The 18,141-nt window shown below is 55.7% G+C and carries 14 protein-coding genes; 6 read left to right on the forward strand and 8 right to left on the reverse strand.

What is annotated here, in order from left to right; all coding sequences use genetic code 11:
• Positions 1 to 4: 4 nt before the first annotated feature.
• Both rpiB and Poly59_RS11980 read right to left on the reverse strand, forming a co-directional pair.
• On the reverse strand, positions 5 to 505 hold the full coding sequence (rpiB, locus tag Poly59_RS11975; protein WP_146534241.1) for a ribose 5-phosphate isomerase B: 501 nt from the start codon (positions 503 to 505) through the stop codon (positions 5 to 7).
• A 2-nt stretch (positions 506 to 507) separates the two neighbouring features.
• The gene (locus Poly59_RS11980) at positions 508 to 1,674 is read right to left on the reverse strand and encodes an L-threonylcarbamoyladenylate synthase (RefSeq protein WP_146534242.1); all 1,167 of its coding nucleotides are present in this window, start codon (positions 1,672 to 1,674) and stop codon (positions 508 to 510) included.
• Between the two features lie 178 nt (positions 1,675 to 1,852).
• Here Poly59_RS11980 and Poly59_RS11985 point away from each other — a divergent pair, with 178 nt between their 5' ends.
• Together Poly59_RS11985 and Poly59_RS11990 are read left to right on the forward strand one after the other, a co-directional pair.
• On the forward strand, positions 1,853 to 2,800 hold the full coding sequence (locus tag Poly59_RS11985; protein ID WP_146534243.1) for an NHL repeat-containing protein: 948 nt from the start codon (positions 1,853 to 1,855) through the stop codon (positions 2,798 to 2,800).
• Positions 2,801 to 2,913: 113 nt separating this feature from the next.
• Positions 2,914 to 3,177 (forward strand): WYL domain-containing protein, encoded by a 264-nt coding sequence (locus Poly59_RS11990; protein ID WP_246151572.1) that lies wholly within the window; start codon positions 2,914 to 2,916, stop codon positions 3,175 to 3,177.
• A gap of 7 nt (positions 3,178 to 3,184) precedes the next feature.
• On the opposite strand, the gene mqnC is transcribed toward Poly59_RS11990, so the two are convergent.
• The 3 genes from mqnC to Poly59_RS12005 all read right to left on the reverse strand — a co-directional run bounded on the left by mqnC (position 3,185) and on the right by Poly59_RS12005 (position 5,899).
• Positions 3,185 to 4,333: a cyclic dehypoxanthinyl futalosine synthase gene (gene mqnC / locus Poly59_RS11995; protein WP_146534244.1), complete on the reverse strand. Its 1,149-nt coding sequence runs from the start codon at positions 4,331 to 4,333 to the stop codon at positions 3,185 to 3,187.
• The gene (locus tag Poly59_RS12000; RefSeq protein WP_146534245.1) at positions 4,320 to 5,147 is read right to left on the reverse strand and encodes a menaquinone biosynthetic enzyme MqnA/MqnD family protein; all 828 of its coding nucleotides are present in this window, start codon (positions 5,145 to 5,147) and stop codon (positions 4,320 to 4,322) included. Before Poly59_RS12000 ends, mqnC begins: the two co-directional genes overlap by 14 nt.
• Before the next feature lie 80 nt (positions 5,148 to 5,227).
• Complete coding sequence (locus tag Poly59_RS12005; protein ID WP_246151573.1) at positions 5,228 to 5,899, reverse strand: RluA family pseudouridine synthase; 672 nt, start codon at positions 5,897 to 5,899, stop codon at positions 5,228 to 5,230.
• 378 nt (positions 5,900 to 6,277) lie between these two features.
• On the opposite strand from Poly59_RS12005, the gene Poly59_RS12010 reads away from it, so the two are divergent.
• Complete coding sequence (locus tag Poly59_RS12010) at positions 6,278 to 7,708, forward strand: phytoene desaturase family protein (protein ID WP_146534246.1); 1,431 nt, start codon at positions 6,278 to 6,280, stop codon at positions 7,706 to 7,708.
• A 27-nt stretch (positions 7,709 to 7,735) separates the two neighbouring features.
• On the opposite strand, the gene Poly59_RS12015 is transcribed toward Poly59_RS12010, so the two are convergent.
• The 3 genes from Poly59_RS12015 to Poly59_RS12025 are packed head-to-tail and all read right to left on the reverse strand — an operon-like array spanning position 7,736 to position 12,636.
• Positions 7,736 to 9,985 (reverse strand): amino acid permease, encoded by a 2,250-nt coding sequence (locus Poly59_RS12015; RefSeq protein ID WP_246151574.1) that lies wholly within the window; start codon positions 9,983 to 9,985, stop codon positions 7,736 to 7,738.
• Between the two features lie 56 nt (positions 9,986 to 10,041).
• Complete coding sequence (locus tag Poly59_RS12020) at positions 10,042 to 10,749, reverse strand: apolipoprotein acyltransferase (RefSeq protein ID WP_246151575.1); 708 nt, start codon at positions 10,747 to 10,749, stop codon at positions 10,042 to 10,044.
• Between the two features lie 57 nt (positions 10,750 to 10,806).
• Positions 10,807 to 12,636: a TolC family protein gene (locus Poly59_RS12025; RefSeq protein ID WP_146534499.1), complete on the reverse strand. Its 1,830-nt coding sequence runs from the start codon at positions 12,634 to 12,636 to the stop codon at positions 10,807 to 10,809.
• A 347-nt stretch (positions 12,637 to 12,983) separates the two neighbouring features.
• On the opposite strand from Poly59_RS12025, the gene Poly59_RS12030 reads away from it, so the two are divergent.
• Genes Poly59_RS12030 through Poly59_RS12040 form a run of 3 tightly spaced genes read left to right on the forward strand, consistent with a single transcriptional unit; the run spans position 12,984 to position 18,111 of the window.
• Positions 12,984 to 14,873 carry an efflux RND transporter periplasmic adaptor subunit gene (locus Poly59_RS12030; RefSeq protein WP_146534247.1) on the forward strand — a complete coding sequence of 630 codons (1,890 nt, stop codon included), beginning with the start codon at positions 12,984 to 12,986 and terminating at the stop codon, positions 14,871 to 14,873.
• A gap of 41 nt (positions 14,874 to 14,914) precedes the next feature.
• Positions 14,915 to 15,970, forward strand: coding sequence for an efflux RND transporter periplasmic adaptor subunit (locus tag Poly59_RS12035; protein ID WP_186776192.1), 1,056 nt, complete (start codon positions 14,915 to 14,917; stop codon positions 15,968 to 15,970).
• Positions 15,967 to 18,111, forward strand: coding sequence for a hypothetical protein (locus Poly59_RS12040; protein WP_146534249.1), 2,145 nt, complete (start codon positions 15,967 to 15,969; stop codon positions 18,109 to 18,111). Before Poly59_RS12035 ends, Poly59_RS12040 begins: the two co-directional genes overlap by 4 nt.
• Positions 18,112 to 18,141 lie beyond the last annotated feature (30 nt).

Here is an 18,141-nt window from a genome sequence, read left to right on the forward strand (position 1 = left end):
GCCGTCATGACGATGGAGGACTAACCGCGTCGACAGGGACAACGGGCTTGGAGCCCTGTTCGATGTTGCCAATTTTCTGGATTCGAACAGCGTGCCGGCCACCATCGAATTCGGTGTTCAACCACATTCGAATCAGATCGTCGATTGGGCGATCACCGATCATGTCACCTGGTAAGCACAGGATGTTAACGTCGTTGTGCCGGCGACTAATTTCGACCATGACTTCGTCATAGCACGACGCGGCGCGGACGCCGGCAAACTTGTTTGCGGCGATCGACATACCGATCCCCGTGCCGCAAATCAAAATACCTCGATCAACGTCGCCATGACTGACTTGCTGGGCAACGGCCTGGGCAATGTCGGGATAGTCCACAGCGGCATCGCCGTGGGTTCCCACGTCGATGACCGGAAAACCTGCCGCAGTCAGATTCTGAACCAAGCGGTCTTTAATTTTGACGCCGCGGTGGTCGCTGCCGATTGCAATTTTTAACACGACGCCCTCCATCTTTATGCCTGGTCAGTTGTTGAATCGGATTCGGGATCGCTCGAGCCAATCGCTTGAGGGAAAAAATCGTCGCCCAAAGCTTCCGCCCACGCTTGCAGTTCACCTTCGATCTGGTCAGCACAGGCTTCATAGACGTCCACAGGCATCCCGACCGGATCCCCGATGTCGCCCCCATCACGTCGCAGCGTGAAGACTCGATCGTGCAATCCTGGCCATGCCGCCAAGATCGCTGCACGGTGGCCTCGCGTCATCGTCAGCACCAGGTCAGCAACTCCCATCACCGATTCATCGAGCGTCCGACTGCTATGCCCGGTCAAATCCAGTCCACGGTTGCCCATCACCTCGATCGCTTGGGGCGTGGCACCGCAACCGGGATTGGCCGCGACGCCGGCCGACAAGACCCGCACAGCGTCTTCACAGCCATATTTCTTGCTCATTTGGTCGCGCAGCAATGTTTCTGCCATCGGGCTGCGGCACGTATTTCCGGTACAGACCAGAGCGATCACTGGTTTAACGAATTGATTCATGGCGGCTCGTTCGATGACGCCCTCGCGAAGGATTTCCATTTGATTGCCCTGAACGCGGGCGACCGTTGAAGCTCCACCATAACGGGTTGGACCGTCGTCGAGCAGCAGTGGAATTAAATCTCCGAGTTGCTGCTGAACTTGATCCGCCGTGGTAGCGACAGGTTGACCAGTCAGATTGGCGCTAGTCAACAACAAAGGAGCCGACAAAAAACGGTGAATATGCGTGATCACGCGGTGATTAACGACCCGAAAACCGACACAGCCAAACTCACCCCGAATGCGATCCTGAACCCCTTGGGGTAGCTGAGTCACCGCCGAATGGGGTGAATTGCAGGGAATCACCAGCGTCAACGGCCCCGGCCAGCATCGCGACGCTAACCGCCGCGCAAGCGGGCTGGTGCCGCAGTAGAAATCCTCGGCTGACTCGCGACTGCCCACAGAAATCGCGATCGGCATCCAATTGGCTCGGCCCTTGATCTCGCAAAGCCGCTCGACCGCACGCTCGGACAGGGCGCTGGCTGCAAGTCCGTAAACCGTATCAGTTGGGACTCCGACAACCTCGCCCTCGACGAGAGCTTGAACCGACCGATGAACGATGTCGCGCGGGTCATCCGTCGCTCGGAGGTCCAGGATTATTGACATCGAAAAAGGATTCTGACCTTACGGCCAACCATCGGGTAAAATTCAAAGGCAAGAATCATTGTAATTCTCTCGCAATCGCCTTCACAAGTCGGCCAGCAACTTGATGCCCCCCCCTACGTCGACTCGAATCACGTTCGAGCCCGTCAATCGCAGACATTTCGTACGTCAGTCCCTCGAAATGGCCTCGACCGGAATCGCCGCAATTTCGCTAGCCGGAACATCCGGGTGTGTTCCCGTCACCGATAGCGACGTGCCCGATCTGGTCTGGGGACGCCGCGGTTTAAGTTCGGGCAGGTTCTTAAAACCCCGCGCGATCACGATCGACGACGCGGACCAGTTGTACATTGTCGACACAACCGGACGGATCCAGGTGTTTGACACCGACGGGAACTTTCTGCGTTTTTGGGAAACCCCAAAAACCGCCAACGGACGCCCGACGGGAATGTCATTCCAACCGGCGTCAGCTAGCCCTAGCGGACAATCGCGACTATTGGTTGCTGACACTCATTACTATCGAATGTTGGCTTACACACCCGACGGCAAATTGCTTGCTGACCAACAAATCGGTGGAACCGCCGGCCATTTGCCGGGTGAATTTGCATTTGTTACCGATGCGGTCAGCGACAGCCAGGGATGCGTCTACATCGGCGAATACAACGCGTCAGATCGGATCCAGAAATTCGATCCCGACGGAATATTCATGACCCAGTGGGGCGGCACCGGCGACACGCCGGGCACGTTCGTTCGTCCGCAAAGCCTGATCATTCGCGACGACGTGATGTGGGTGGCCGACGCGTGCAACCACCGCATTCAGCGATTCGATTTGAGCGAAGAAACGCCGCGACTGATCGACGTTTGGGGTGGACCGGGAACCCAACCGGGCCAGTACTATTATCCGTACGATTTGGCGTTGGCTAGCGACGGCAGCCTGCTGGTGGTCGAGTACAAGAACAACCGAGTCCAACGTCTATCGCCCGACGGAAAACCGATCGCCATGTGGGGCGGCCCTGGGTTCGAGCCCGGGATGCTGAACCAGCCCTGGGGCATCGTTGTCGACTCGCAGGACCGCGTCCACATTTTGGACAGCAACAATCACCGAGTTCAACGCATCCATTTGCCCGCATAAATCGCAGATTTGGCCGTTTTCCCCCATCCGTGACCAGACGTGTCATGGACGTCACGCATATTAAAAGTGTCAGACCAAGACACTTTTGAAACAATTTTCCGGGGGGAAAACAAATGAACCGAATTCTTCAACAAGCGATGAACGACTGCGAAAATTACGTCATTGAAATGGATTACGAAGATGCCAAGGGCAACCGCACGCACCGCGTTGTCAGCCCAATCCGATTGATGGGCAGCTACCGATTCTTGGGGCTATGCCTGTGTCGCGAACAGCCTCGCCAGTTCCAACTTTCACGCTGTCGCAACATCCGTTTGGTGGCTGCCGAAAACGTCATGATGCCGGTCCCAATGGGGGCCGGATCATGCGAGCTGAACTAAGATTGCATCAGACCGACAACTGCACCAATTCTTTCGGTGGGTTGTGGGCCGCTTCGATCGCCTTGCGTTCCAGGTCGGGCGACACGAGCTTATAAAACACATCGCGCTGGCGAGCTTCGAAACCGAGTTCTTCGATCGCCGCGCGAATCTGGTCGAGCGACAGGTAATGAACCGTGCCAGCTTCGGCGACGACGTTCTCCTCGATCATCAAACTGCCCATGTCGTTGGCGCCGAACAGCATCGCGAGCTGTCCGATCTTTAGCCCCTGGGTGACCCAACTGCTTTGAATGCTGGGGACGTTATCCAAATACAACCGCGACACCGCCAAGGTCTTCAAGTACTCGAATGATCCCACCGGCGGAATGTGCGACAAGTCGGTATTGTCGGGCTGGAATGTCCAACAAATGAACGCCGTGAATCCGTTGGTTTCATCCTGCAGGTCTCGCACTCGCTGCAGATGTTCGACACGTTCGGCAAGCGTTTCAACGTGGCCAAACATCATCGTCGCCGTGCTGATGCCGCCCAGTTTGTGCCACGCTCGCATCACGCCGAGCCAGTCGTCCGACATCACTTTGCCGCGAGTCAATACATTGCGAACACGGTCAACCAAGATCTCCGCGCCGCCACCTGGAATGCTGCCAAGGCCGGCGGCTTTCAACCGGGTCAGCACTTCTTCGATCGACAGTTTGTTGACCTTCGTGAAGTGGTGGAATTCGGGTGGGCTGAACCCGTGAATATTGACCTCAGGAAACGAAGATTTGATGTCGCGCAGCAGTTCCTCATACCAATCAAGTTTAAATTTCGGATGCAGTCCGCCCTGCATCAAAATCTGATTGCCACCAAGGGCCACTGTTTCTTCGACCTTACTGAGGACTTCTTCGCGCGACAGCACATAGCCTTCGTCACTCTTTGGCCCACGATAAAACGCGCAAAAATGACAAACCGCCGAACAAACATTGGTGTAGTTGATGTTCCGATCGACGTTGTAAGTCCGATACGGTTCGGGGTGCATACGGCGAGAAATCTGGTCAGCCGCAGAGCCGATCGCCGCCAAATCGTGGCTTTGCAAAAGCGCCAATCCATCCCCGAGCGTCAATCGCTCGCCGGCGAGGGCTTTGTCGAGGATGGGCCGAATGGTCGTGTCAGTGGAGATCATGATCGTTGTCGCTGCCAAGGGATCTTTTGTAAGCGGTTGTGGTTACGTTGAGATCGGGCACCAATCCGATCGCGGTCGCTCGCTGGCGGAACGATTCCAGGCCCCGCCGCTCGCCCGGTCCAAGTTGAAAGTGCAGGTTCTCTGCAAAATAACGGTGCAGGTCTTCTTTCGTCAGCCCGTGCGTGGCGGCGTGTGCGGCGGCGATCGACTCGAAGTGCTCAATTCCAACGTCGCGACTCGATTCCAAAATCTCGCTCAACCCCGTCACTTCGACGCCCGGACGGGCCACCCACATTGCGAACACAAAGGGCAATTCTGTCCATCGGCACCATCGATCACCGAGATCCCAGATCTCATGATAAACGCCCGAGGCCGGATGCATCGCCCGGTCACCAATCATCAAAATCGCGTCGGCGTCCACGTCGTCAACCGTTTGATCAATTTCCATGGGTACCGTCGAGGGTCGCAATCCATGCATTTCGTGCAGCAAGACCTGCACCATCGCGGCACTCGTCCGACTTCCTTCGTCGAGCGCGAGGGTGCGGATTTCTGGAACCGGCACGCGGCTGAGCAACCGGACGCTCCAAACCGGGCCACGGCAACCGATCGCAGCGTCGGACACGATCTGGTAGCCCTGACCGCGGAAGTACTCGACCGACGGAATTAGAGCCACATCAAGTCTGCCCGCTGCCAAGTCGCTGGCTAGCCTGCTGGGCAAATCCACCGACAAAGTTCCTTTCGAACCCAGTTGCTCGGCAAGCGTGTGAATCAGCGGCTTGGTATTCAGGTAAGAAACTGCGCCGAGGCGTAACATGGTCAGACTCATTTTTTGGTAGCACGGCGATGACGCGCCGTGAAGCGTTTCGGTCACGGGGGGACACCATGCCGATTTTGTTAACCGAAGGCTTCGCTTGAAGGCAACGCGGGTCCGCGGACGGTTCGCAGTTTCCCGTTTTTGGGATCGTGAAATACGATCGATTCGGCTCGTAGCAACAGAGTTCCTTGTTCCGAACCATCGCCCGAACTCGCTCCGCCGTACAATTCATCACCAACGATCGGATGCCCGCGATGGGCCGCCTGGATCCGTAATTGATGCATTCGCCCGGTGTGGGGATACATGCGGATGAGAGTCCGGTCGGTCGCAGCGTCATATCCGACCACATCGATTCGAGTCTCTGCTTCTTTGGCGCCTTCGTCACCGCCCGAGCAAATTTCGGCTTTGGGCTGATCAGCGATCTTGCGGATTTGATCAACCCAAACGATGTCCGATTCACTCGGCGCGATCTTGCCCTGAACGATCGCGGCGTACTGTTTGATCACCTTTCGGCTGGAAAACTGGTCCGACAACAACCGAGCTTCCTTCTTTCGAAGGGCCACCAGCACCACACCGCCAACCGGCCGGTCCAGTCGGTGGATGATCGCAAAGTACTCGGCCCGATCGGCGAGTTGGGCCTTCAACTGACTTTCCAAGCTCTCGCCCCCCGGCGGCGCCTGAGTCGAAAGGCCGGGCGGCTTGTCGACGGCGATCAAATGACCGCCGTCCCATAGGATCGAAAGTTCGTTCACGTTGAAAAATCAGCTTGCAGTGATGGGGAATTGCCTGCACACAGACACGAAACCACGAAAACTTGGCCCTGTCCTAGAGATGCGGCCCTTCGTGCAATCATCCCTTCGGTGCAATCATCCTGGACAACTTCGATACAATTGCCCCATGACGCAAGCGGACATCTTTCCGCCACAGGTCAGAAAACCGAATTCCCCACCCAAAATCAACCCGAACAGGCCGGCAGCGAGCATTGCCGTCCGCCGTCAAAAGATGGCTGGTCGGCGAGCGGAGCCGGTTGTTGTACGGTGTTGGCTGGCCACTCCCAGGCCCGGTCGCTGCCACCAGGCTGGACGATCTGGCAAACTACTCAATCCATATTACTTTCCCTTTGAGTTTTCATGTCACGCGATTTTTTGAAAGGTGCCGCCGACGAGTATGACGTCGTCGTGATCGGCAGCGGGCTTGCCGGAATGACTTCGGCCAACATCCTCGGCCGCGCCGGTCACCGCGTCTTACTGCTTGAACAACACTATAAGCTCGGCGGACTAGCGACTTGGTTTTTGCGTCCCGGCGGACACACCTTCGATATCTCGCTTCACGGGTTTCCGCACGGCATGATCAAGTCATGTCGCAGGTACTGGAACAAAGACATTTCCGACCGAATCGTGCAACTGAAAAACATTCGGTTCGACAATCCCCAGTTCTCGCTGACCACCACGTTCAATCGCGAAGACTTCACAAAGCTTTTGACGACGAAGTTCGGCATCGAACACCAAACGGTATCCGATTTTTTCGACACCGCCCGCAGCATGAACTTCTATGACGATCAGGCGCTGACGACGCGACAATTGTTCGACAAGTTCTTTCCCGGTCGCGACGACGTGGTAAGACTGCTGATGGAACCGATCACGTATGCCAACGGATCGACGCTGGAAGACCCCGCGATCACCTACGGCATCGTGTTCAGCAACTTCATGAGCAAGGGTGTCTTCATCTACGAAGGCGGAACCGACGACTTGGTCGCCCGAATGAAGAAGGAACTACTGTCCAACAACGTCGACATCCGAATCAATTGCGGCGTTGACCAAATCCACGTCGAAAATGGCCACGTTGCGGCCGTTGAAACCAACGGTCGCAAAATCAAATGCCGCGCCGTGGTCAGCAACGCAAACCTGCGCACGACGGTGCTGAAGATGATCGGCCCGGATGCACTGGACAAATCATTTGTCGAAAAGACCGAAGCCGTAAGGCTGAATAACAGTAGCACCCAGGTCTATATGGCGCTAAAGGCAGGAGAAGAAATCGACGAATCCAGCGGTGACCTGTTCTTCACCAGCACGTCAAAAGAATTTCGCACCGACCTGCTGCTTAGCCGTGACATCACCAGCCGCACGTTTAGTTTCTATTACCCACGAACACGGCCCACCAAGAAAGAACGTTACGCAATCGTCAGCAGCACCAACGCAAACTGGTCGGACTGGGCCGATTTGAACGAAACCGATTACCAAGCCAGCAAAGCCGACTTGGTCGAAACGACCATCGATGCGCTCGAAAAATACATCCCCGGCATCCGCAACAAAATCGACCGCGCCGAAGCCGCCACGCCGCGAACATTTCAGCACTATACTCGCCACGAATCGGGTGCCAGTTTCGGAACCAAATTTGAAGGTCTGGGGGTCAGCCGCGAACTGCCATCGCAAGTCGGCGGCATGTACCACGCCGGCAGCGTTGGCATCATCATGAGCGGCTGGTTGGGCGCGATCAATTACGGCGTCATTGTCAGCAACGAGGTTGACCAGCAACTGATCCGCGAAAGCTCGCACGTCTAGGTTGAGCAGTCAGCGAGCATCACTCGCCTATTCAAGTGCCATCCCACCGGCACTGTCGACGAACAACAGACGCGGCAAGTCACCGGCGAGTTCTTCCATTCGCCGGTAAAGCTCCATTTCTTTGCCTTCGTCGGGAGTCTGGAAACCCAGCAAGACGATCGCCGCAGATGCTGATGCCTGGGCGATCACCTCGGATGCAGGCCGGTTGGACACCACGACCTCGGGGATGACTTTGATACGCGAAGACGCGCCAAGTTCAACCAAGTGCTTGCGGACTTCCTCTTTGGCCTCCTCGTTTTCAACAACCCGCATCAACCGAATCGGGTTGTCACGCCATCCCGAATTACGATTCAAAAGGTGTGCCAGCAACATCATCAGAGCGCCGTTTTCCATACCACGCCACCAAACGTCAATCGTGCCGGCAGGAATCTTCCAGTGCTCGTCGACATTACTGTTGTCGTCCGATCCTGCTAACGCTTCGTCACCACGATGCGAAAGAAAACGCATCGTCAGGATGCTGCGGTTCATCCGCGCGATCAAACGAATATTCGCACCAAACGCTTCGGCTTTCGATTCATCGCGCGGCCAGCCCAGCAAGACTGTATTGGGGCGCAGGCCGCCGATCCCCGAACACTGCATTAGAGATTCGATGCCGTCAGACAGCAACGCGTTGCAAGTCACCGCCGGGAAGGCTTCGAGTTGTTCTTTGGCAATGAAGTTGCGGAGCACCTTTTCGTAACGGTCTCGAAGCTCGGCATGATCTTCGATGTCGCCCGAAATGACATGAGCAAGCGTCATCATGCCATGCCCCGACGTCAACCAGTGACCATAAATGGGAATGTGACTGCGCGTCCAACCCGTCCCGCTGAGCGCCATGATGATGGGACGCCAGTTTTTCGGATGATAGGCTTCGGTTTCCAAACGCAACAACGATTTACGGGCACGTTCAAAGATCACGCCACTTTGCAGGTCACCCCAGCGGGCCTCGATTTCGCGCGACCGGATAAACCAGTGCAATCCGCCAATGAACAGAATCGAAGCGGTGGCCCACTTCCAATTGACCAAGAACATCACGCCTAAACAGCCGATCGTTCCTGCTAGCGACGTCAGCCAGTGGCTGAACCTGAACGTCGGCCGATAACTAGGGTTCTTTGTGATGGCTTCATAAAACGTTGCCAAGTTCAACAAACCATAAGTGATCATGAAGAACATCGTGATGATCGGCGCAATCGCGTTCAAGTCACCAAGAACGATGCAGATCTGCGCGATCGCAAACGTCAACACCGTCGCTCGGCGCGGTTCATTCGTAAGCCCGCTGCCAGCTCCAAAAAAGCTTAGCGAGCTAAAGATTTCATCACGTGCGAACGCTTGCAAGATTCGCGGTGCCCCCATCATGCTGCCGAGCGCCGACGACAACGTGGCTGCAAAAACACCTGCCGTGATCGCAATCGGCCAAATCGACAGATCACGAATCACCATGGTATTGTTGATCAGTTCATCAGCCGGACGAGCACATCCAAGCAAGAAAGCTTGTGAAAGATAGACAATCGCTGTCACGGCGATCGCCAACAACGTGCCGCGTGGGATCGACTTGGACGGATTAGCCAAATCGCCAGACATGTTGGCGCCCGCCATGATTCCGGTCACCGCGGGAAAAAACAGTGCAAACATCGTGAACCAATTTTCACCGCCGATGTAATGCGAAGTCAGGTTTTCCTGCAGATAGACAGGATTAAAATCAGCAATCGCGCCCGCGTAAAACGAACCTAACGCGGCGACCAGAATCGCCAGAATGAAGTACTGGACTTTGATCGTCCATCCGGCGCCGATGTAAACGCAAACGAAGGTAATCAGGTTAACCGTGCTTGCGATCGCAATGAAATGGCCAGACCACTGAGGGAACGTTTCGGCAAACGCTTCGGTGAAACCGATGATGTACATCGCCACCGAAATCGCTTGGGCCGAGAAAAACAGAATCCCAATCGCGCCGCCAAACTCAACCCCCAACGAGCGGCTGATCAGATAGTACGCGCCGCCGCCTTTGACACGCGTATTGGTGGCGATTGCCGAAAGCGACAACGTGGTTAACGTCGTGATCGCTTTGGCCGCCAAAACGATCAGCACCGCGTTGATGATCCCCGATTGGCCAACCACTTGGCCGAACCTCAGGAACATGATCACGCCAAGGATCGTCAGCGTACAGGGCGTGAACACACCCGCGAACATGCCAAACTTAGCAGGACCTGCGGGCAATGAATCTGCGGCTCGATTCGACAAAACCTATTTCCGTCCGGTGAATGAGCGGTTCAGTGGAAGACGCCACAGCAATGTCGCTAGTTCTGACGTGGCAGATAAACGTCGATCTTGCCGTCTTCAAAAATGCGATACTTGACACCGTGGCTCCACAATTGGAAGTACGGTTCGAACGGATCCGCGAGACCAGCCGCGCTGGCGTACAGCGGCCACATCAAATAGTCACGAAGGATCGCATCACACGCGATGAAGTAGTAAGCGGGCCGCAAAACAGCGGGGAACGGACCGACGTCAAGCTGTTCCACCAGCATCGGCAGATTCTGCTGGATGGCCTTCAGCAGCCCCGATTTTTCGTCATCTTTTTTGGGATGCTTCGGCGGTATGCCTTCGAGCACTCGAACCGCGGGAGTTGGATCGAGCGATTCGACGAGCTCTAAATCGCCGACGGAAATCGCCAAATCTCGGACACTCGAGAGCCAGTCCTGGGTCCAAGCTTCCGCCTGCTCAGGATCCAGCGGCCGTGGATTTCGGACCACAAAATAAGCGTCACGTCCTCCCTTCGGCCGTCGATCGTCGCCAGCGAATTTGAACAGCGATTCCAAACGCTGGGCAAGAGCCGCAGTGACGTCGAATTCGCCCACTTCGAGGCCGTCATACAGATCAACAAGCGCACGCCCATCGGGACGAAACGCCTGAAAAAAACCAATCAAGGAATCGGGATCCAGCGGCTGTTCGGGCGATTGACCGGAACGGTCGTGAAATCGTTGAAAAAGGGACTCGGTATTCATACCAACAGTCTAGGTGAAACGGAGTGTCGGATTCGAGTGACGTCCCCCACTTTACCGCTAAGGCAATTCCATGATCATCAAGTTGGCTGATTCCAGCAGCGTGCCTTTCTCGAATTGCACGTTTTTGGTTGAAATCGTGTATTCGGCAATCGCTGAATAATAACGACTCTGAGCTTCGCTGACTCGTCGCTGGGCATCGAGGAGTTGTTCCAAGTTGACGGGCAGCCCGGCTTTACGGTTGGCTTCCAGAACGTCCATTGCCTCGCTAGCGGCCAAAAACCGATTTATGTTCGTCTGCATCTGAGCGAATGATCGATCAACATCCGCGACGACCGCAGTCAAGTCGTGCAGGATTTGTCGTTCCTGTTCTCGTAAAATTGCTTTCTCGCGTGCGATCTGCATTTGCGCGTTTCGGACCGCCAAATGACCTTGCCGGAAACCAACCGGCATTCGAAGTTCCAAACTGGCCTCGTATTCCTGATAGTCGAGCGAACCGAGTTCATTCCACGCACTGCCGTCACCCGCCAAGTCTTTCCCGAGTCCTCGCAGTCGATAAATCGACACCAAATCGAGCGAGGGCATTAGGAAATTTTTGGCCGCCAACAATTCCATCTCGCGTTGTTTGACGGTCAATCGCTGCTGCTGTAACTCACTGCGAAGCTGAATCGCTTCGGCCGAAATGGAATCCCAATCAAAGATCAACGGCGCATCGTTGGGCTCGTCCGATGGGCGAAGCAAGACACCGTCACTGATCGGTAGCCCAATCAACAATCGCAACCGACGTTCGGCCGCTTGAACGCCACCGACGCCCGCAAACGTGCCTCCCGAACTGGAATTATCAACCTGAGTTCGCTGAGTCAACTTGCCCGCGATCGCATCCTGCAGCTCCGACTTGAATCGATAGTACTGCTCGCGAGCCAGCGCTTCGGCGGCACCTGATTTTCGATTGCTTGTTTTCTGGGCCTGGAAACTTTCCCAGGTCTGCCGCGCCCGATCCAGCGCATCGCGTTTCGCATCGAGATCACGATACGCAAAGTACAAGTCCCAATAGGCGTTCATCACGTCGCTGACAAAGTCACGCGTCTGACTGCGGAACTTCGACGCAGTGATATCATTATTGACTTTTGCGATCAGGATGCCGTGGTACACACCAGGCTCAGCCGCCGGACCGGCAATCCGGTTGAACGTCAAACCACCGCCTTGCAACAACGGCTGGCGTGCTTCGGCTTGCAACTGAGTTTGCCAAGCACTGTTGAAAAGATTGCCGGTCGCGTTGTTGGCGTCATAGTCGGTCACACTGCGAACCGCAAACTGAGCGCCGGTGGCGGTTCGCTTTGACAACTGCGCCACATAGTCGTGCGTGTCTTGCTTGAACGCAGTTGAGCCACCACCGAAAAACCGGTTATTGAACCGTCGGTCGTTGTTTTGCCATTTTCCGAATGCATAGAGCTGGGCGTCGTAGGCCGATAAAGCCGCTTCGATGCTGGCTTGAGGATCAGTCTGGATCAAACCAAGGGCTTCGGTCGTGACGACTTGGCTTGGCGAGCGCAGCACAGTCGCACCCAAGTCTCGTAACACCTGCGCGTTACCAACCGCCGATTCGATCGCCTGAGCAAGCGATATCTCGCGGTACTGTGCGTTTTCAAAATCATCCGGCGTCCGCAAGGTCATCGGCTCGATTACCGAATGCGAGACTGTCGCGACCGATGCGTCCGACGCCGGCGCGCCCGCATCGACTTGTCGCATGATCGAATCAACGTAGTCGGTATTGTTGCCGATCGTCTGCGGCAGATTACGATAGGACTGGCATCCGGTCGGCGACACAACCACGAGCGCGCACAGCAGAATCTTTGCCCATTGGGCAAGTCCGAGTGTTGGTCGCTTCATTCGATTGATTAGCCGCACAATTGCCAACGTTTTCGCCAATAGCGTCTGTAAAATCGTTCTTTGAGTCATCAAGTCCGATCTCTCTGGCGATGCGAAACTCACAGGCCGGCAATGAGTTACCATCGCAGGCGCAGCATGCCCATTTTCGCCGACATAACCGGTACCATTGGCATAGATCGTACGACCGGCCCCAACCCGTCCACTCAATCCGAACAAATTCACATGGCTGTCAAAACATTGCCGTGAAACACACGTGTTTTGTGCGATATTGATGACACGGATGTTAAAATGCGAGGTCTAGCAAAGCCCTCTTTTCCACATCCTTGTCTGTCCACTGGTTCGATCTCATGACCGACCGCCAACGCACCGTCGACGATCGACTATCGGGCGACAAGTTTTGGGATGAATGTCAGCGGTTGATCGACCGAATCGAACAACTCGCTAAGCAAACCACAGGTCGAGAACATCGACCTAGCGGCGAAGCCAGCGAAACGAGCAACCGGCTCTATCAGCGAATCGCGTCAGACTTGTTAACGACCATCGGTGCTGGTGCGGTTCGGATTCGCACTTGCCATAGTGGCGTTTGGATCAATCTGGCCAATCAGGGCCTCGCACTATTGCATCACACCGAAGATACTGCAGTGACGAGTGATACCTCGGAATCGGTCATCGCTTCGGCGCCGCTTGCCGACAACGACACGCTCGAAATCGAAGTCCGATTCGGTGATCCGCTTCCACTGGCCCGCCGAGCCCCCGTCGAGCAATTGCTGACGGTGCTGGTGGATCTGGCGGCACCGATCGAATTACGAAACAGTGTCGAGTTGCTGAGGTCGCGTCTGAACCAACAGTCCAACCGAGATCGCTTCATCGCCGATCTGCACCGCGGCAATAGTTTGTCTGAAACATTAGCAGCAATCGCCGCTGCTTCGGCCGAGGCGGTCTCGATCGATCGAGTCAGCCTGATGCGATACCGCGAAGGTCGTTATCAATTGAGCGCCTCGTCCGCGTCCCATTCGGTCGACCGACGTGCCGACCACGTTCGATCACTGCAACAATTGGCCAAACGTTGCTTGTCCGACTCATCACGATTCGCGTTTGCTATCGGCGATGGACCGCCCAAGAACACGTCGACCGCCGACGAGGTGCTACGTTACATCGACGAAGCTGGATGCCGCGAAGTCCACTTCGAAACCATCATCGATCCGGAATCAAAAAAAACCGTTGCCGCTGTCGTCCTTGAACGATTCCAGTATCCACTCGATGCACCCGAGCATCTTTGCGACGCTTGGAATCCTGTCCGCATCCCAGTCGCCTCGGCCGTCCGTGCCGCAATCGATCGCCAAGCCTCACTGCTGCCGTCTGCAATCCGTCATCTAATATCGACCGATGGCCGGCGCACGCGAATCGCATCGGCCGTTGCAGTCCTAACGCTTGCACTACTTGCTTGGATTCCAGTCCAATTTGCCATTCCCGCCGAAGGCAAAATAACCGCGGTGAATCAGTCACGCATTTATTCGCCTGCGGAAGCCGTCGTGTCCGACGTCTTAGTATCCGACGGAGACGCGGTCACAGCGGGCCAACCGCTCGTGATTTTGCGCAGCCCTGACCTTGAATTGCGATACCAATCACTCATGGCCGCGATGGAAACCGCCAAGGCAAAGCTAGCGTCGCTGTCGGCCCGTCGCGGCGTCACACGAGATTCGCAGATCTCAGCCGACGAACAAGTCCTGGAGGCTGAAATTGCTGGACTAGACCGCCAAATTGCCGCCATTAACTGGCAACTTGAAGGACTGACGTTGACCAGCCCCATCGACGGAACGGTCGACCAATGGGACGTGACTGGCATGTTGGCGTCCCGGCCCGTTTCGCACGGCCAGTATCTCGTCAGCGTAGTATCGAAGACTGACGGCTGGAATGCAGAACTTGAGATTGCCGACCAATCGATTGGTTACGTGCTCGAATCGCAGTCGCGGCGCCCGACGCCTTGCTCATTGAAACTGCGTTCAAGTCCAACGATCGTGTTGCATGGCCAAGTTGACCGAGTCGCGAACGTGGCCGACATGAACATGGCCGGCCAATCGGTCGTCAAGGTTCACGTCCCGATCGAAATCGACGCCGATGCTTCGATGCGACAAGGAGCAACCGTGGTCGCGAAATTGCATTGCGGTCGACGTGCAGCCGGCTTCGTTTATTTGCGAAGTCTGATCCAGTGGTATCGTCAAGTGAGTTGGTTTTAAGAATAGCTATGATGCCCTTTTCGAGAACATTTTCGGCCGCGATGGTCTTCTTTTCCCTTTCCACAGGAACGGGTTCCGCTTGCGCCGATGATTTGATTCAATTCGAAAACCTTGTCGTGACGGTGATTGATTCGGTGGAAGTCCCTTCGGCCGCGACCGGTGTAATTTCGAAACTCGCGGTGCGAGAAGGCCAGTCGATTTCCGCAGGCGACTTGATTGCATCCACGGACGACCGCGAGTCTCGCGTTCGGGCGGCGATCGCCAAGACTCAATTGGAAATTCTCCAGCAAGCGGTCGATGATTGTCTTGCGACTGAACAAGCCGAAGCAGAGCTTGGTGCCCAACGGCAAACTGCCAAAGAACACTTAGTCCGTCAACAAATCGCGCAGCGAATGGCTAAGAACAGCGTTCGCATCGAGGCTGCGGAAAAGTCAGCAGCTGTCGCGAAGAACGAGCTCGACCGCGCACTGCGTTCTCGCGCCGAGTATGCAGAGAGCATTTCAAAGTCAGAAATTGATGGGCTGCGACTGGTATTCGAAAAATCTCTCCTGGATACCACTCAGGCTAAAGTTGAACATGACATTGACCAGTTGAAAGCCGATGCCGAAGCCGAGACCGCAGAAGGCCATCTATGGAGCATCCAGCAATCGAAGCTTGCCCTGCAACAATCACGCGTTAACAAAATCGTCGACGGGCTAAAACTGACTCTGGGTGATCATCAAAAAGAACTCGCAAATTTGGAAAGCCAACGACACCTCATCAAGTCGCCGCTTGACGGTGTTGTCGTTGAAATTCATCGCAAACCCGGTGATTGGGTCGTCGAAGGCGAACCGATCGCGCGAGTGATTCGCCTAGATCGACTAAGGGCCGAAGGTTACGCCAGCGCCGACCAGATTCAAGACCTGCGAAATCGCCCTATGGTCGAACTCTCCATTCGGATTGGAAGCGACGAAGTCATCACGCGGACTGGCGAGGTGGTTTTCGTCAGCCCCGAAATTGATCCCGTCAACAACGAAGCAAAATTCTGGATCGAGTTCGACAATCCGAATCGCGATGTGTTGCCCGGCATGCACTTAACCGCGAGCCGGTCGCCGTGACATCGCATCCGACAACCGTGCGGTTGCGGGCGGACTTGATCCATCGCCAAATCAGGTCGGGCGGCCAAAAGATTTGGGTGGTCAAAGATCCGCTTGTCCGATCGTACTTTCACTTTACCGATCAAGAGCACGCGATGTTGATGTTGGCCGATGGCCGTCGATCTTTCAAGCAATTGTCTGCCGACGCAGCATCGTTGTTCTTGCCGCTACACTTGTCGCCCCAACAAGTCCTCCAGTTCTTCGCTGGTGCCAGCCACAACGGTCTTGTCGCAACCCGAAACACGTCAACGCCATCACTTGCGAAGCGATCCCGCCGGTGGTCAAACCCACTCGCCATTCGATTGCCCGGCATCGATCCCACCCAAGGACTTGCCAAACTCGATTTCGTTTCGCGTCTGCTCTTTTCAGTGCCGGCAATGACCGTGATCGCGACACTAGTCATTGCCGCCGTCTTGACGGTCATCACTCGGTGGTCTTCGTTTGCCAGCGATGTAGCAACGGCGGCCTCGCGGTTGGACAACTGGATCATTCTGGCCCTCGTGATTGGAACAACCAAAATCACTCACGAGCTTGCCCATGCAATGGCATGCCAAAAACTGGGTGCCCGATGTAGCGAAATCGGTGTGATGTTTTTGGTTGGCGTTCCCTGTTTGTACTGCGACGTCTCGGACGCTTGGATGCTGGACCGGCCTTGGAAACGAATTCTGGTGTCGGCAGCCGGAATGATCGCCGAACTTTCGATCGCTGCCGTTGCAACCGTGGCTTGGGTCGCAGCCAACGACGGCCCGCTGCGCGACATTTGCGTCACCGTGATGGTAGTCTGTTCGGTTTCGACCCTACTGTTCAATGGCAACCCGTTGATGAAGTACGACGGCTATTACATTCTGTCGGACGTGATCGGAATGCCTAATCTTGCTAGTCGTGCGAGAACTGCGTTTCAGCGTCGGTTCACGAACACGATTTGGGGTGCACCGTCGAATTCTGGATCCGGATCGATTCACGATCCGGCGCACTACGAAATCGGCCTGATCGGATTTGCAATCGCCAGCGGAATCTACCGAACTCTGGTTTACTCCGTGATCGCGATGACCTTCTATCAGTGGGCCAAATTGCACGGATTTGCCGATACGGTTTTTGCGGTGGGCCTAGCGGCGGGATCATTTGCTGTGGGCCGAAGGATTTACCATCTTTTGACACAGCCGAAACATGCCCGATCGCCACACGGGCGTTCACAGATTCGAGTTGGCACGGCCACCGGGATTGCCGCGGCGTTAACTGTCATCGCAGTAACGTTCCCCTTGCCTCGTTCGGTCACCGCGGTGTCGATCACCGAACCACAGTCCGCCAAATCAATCGTCGTCTCGGCCCCAGGCCAAATTCGTCACGCCGTATTGTCGGGTGCCACGGTCCGGCCCAACGACATCGTGGCAAGCCTGATCGATGACGACGCCGATCGAGAACGCATAGCGATTGCGACTCACCGAGACCAACTGGAATCCGAGTTGGCGGGATTGCAGAATCGCCGCGGCGTTGACGCCGGCGCATCGGCAGCGATCCCGATGACCCGAAAGTCTCTGGATCAAACGAACAAGCAACTCAGCCTGATCGATCGCGAACTCGACCGTCGAACCCTGCGGTCCGACGTCAACGGTGTTGCCTTTCCGCCCGAGCGGATCACAGAATCACAAACGCCGGATTGGCAACCTCGCGGTTGGAAAGGCACACCGCTGGACGTCAGCAATCGCGGCGCGCAGCTTGATGAAGGCACGCAAGTTTGTGTGATTGGTGACGCCGTCCGGCGAGACGCGATCGTTTACTTGAGCCAGAATGACGTTGAATTGGTTCGGATCGGCCAACAAGCGATTCTGCGAGTTGCCGACCGACCGCGAGGCAGCGTGACCGGACACATCACCGAAATCGCAACGTCTCCGGCCAACGAAATACCAGCGAGTCTAATCCAGTCCGGGCGAATTCAACAATCGTCAGTCGACTCGCAACCGCAACCTTACTATCAGGCCCGAATCCGAATCGATCATCAACCGATCACGCTACCGGTTCGAATGATCGCAGCGGCCCAAATCAAAGTGGATTCAGCATCCTTTTGGACGCGGCTGAATCGCTGGGCAAGTGACGCGTTTTGATCAACCACGCAAAACGCTTAAGTTCAACCG

Source organism: Rubripirellula reticaptiva, from assembly GCF_007860175.1.
In the GTDB taxonomy this organism is placed as follows: domain Bacteria; phylum Planctomycetota; class Planctomycetia; order Pirellulales; family Pirellulaceae; genus Rubripirellula; species Rubripirellula reticaptiva.

Coding starts and splice junctions, on each gene's coding strand:
- Poly59_RS12020 (WP_246151575.1), bottom strand. CDS start 10,749: ATGAATACCGAGTCCCTTTTTCAACGATTTCACGACCGTTCCGGTCAA.
- Poly59_RS12025 (WP_146534499.1), bottom strand. CDS start 12,636: ATGAAGCGACCAACACTCGGACTTGCCCAATGGGCAAAGATTCTGCTG.
- Poly59_RS11980 (WP_146534242.1), bottom strand. CDS start 1,674: ATGTCAATAATCCTGGACCTCCGAGCGACGGATGACCCGCGCGACATC.
- Poly59_RS12000 (WP_146534245.1), bottom strand. CDS start 5,147: ATGTTACGCCTCGGCGCAGTTTCTTACCTGAATACCAAGCCGCTGATT.
- mqnC (WP_146534244.1), bottom strand. CDS start 4,333: ATGATCTCCACTGACACGACCATTCGGCCCATCCTCGACAAAGCCCTC.
- Poly59_RS12010 (WP_146534246.1), top strand. CDS start 6,278: ATGTCACGCGATTTTTTGAAAGGTGCCGCCGACGAGTATGACGTCGTC.
- Poly59_RS11985 (WP_146534243.1), top strand. CDS start 1,853: ATGGCCTCGACCGGAATCGCCGCAATTTCGCTAGCCGGAACATCCGGG.
- rpiB (WP_146534241.1), bottom strand. CDS start 505: ATGGAGGGCGTCGTGTTAAAAATTGCAATCGGCAGCGACCACCGCGGC.
- Poly59_RS12035 (WP_186776192.1), top strand. CDS start 14,915: ATGGTCTTCTTTTCCCTTTCCACAGGAACGGGTTCCGCTTGCGCCGAT.
- Poly59_RS11990 (WP_246151572.1), top strand. CDS start 2,914: ATGAACCGAATTCTTCAACAAGCGATGAACGACTGCGAAAATTACGTC.
- Poly59_RS12030 (WP_146534247.1), top strand. CDS start 12,984: ATGACCGACCGCCAACGCACCGTCGACGATCGACTATCGGGCGACAAG.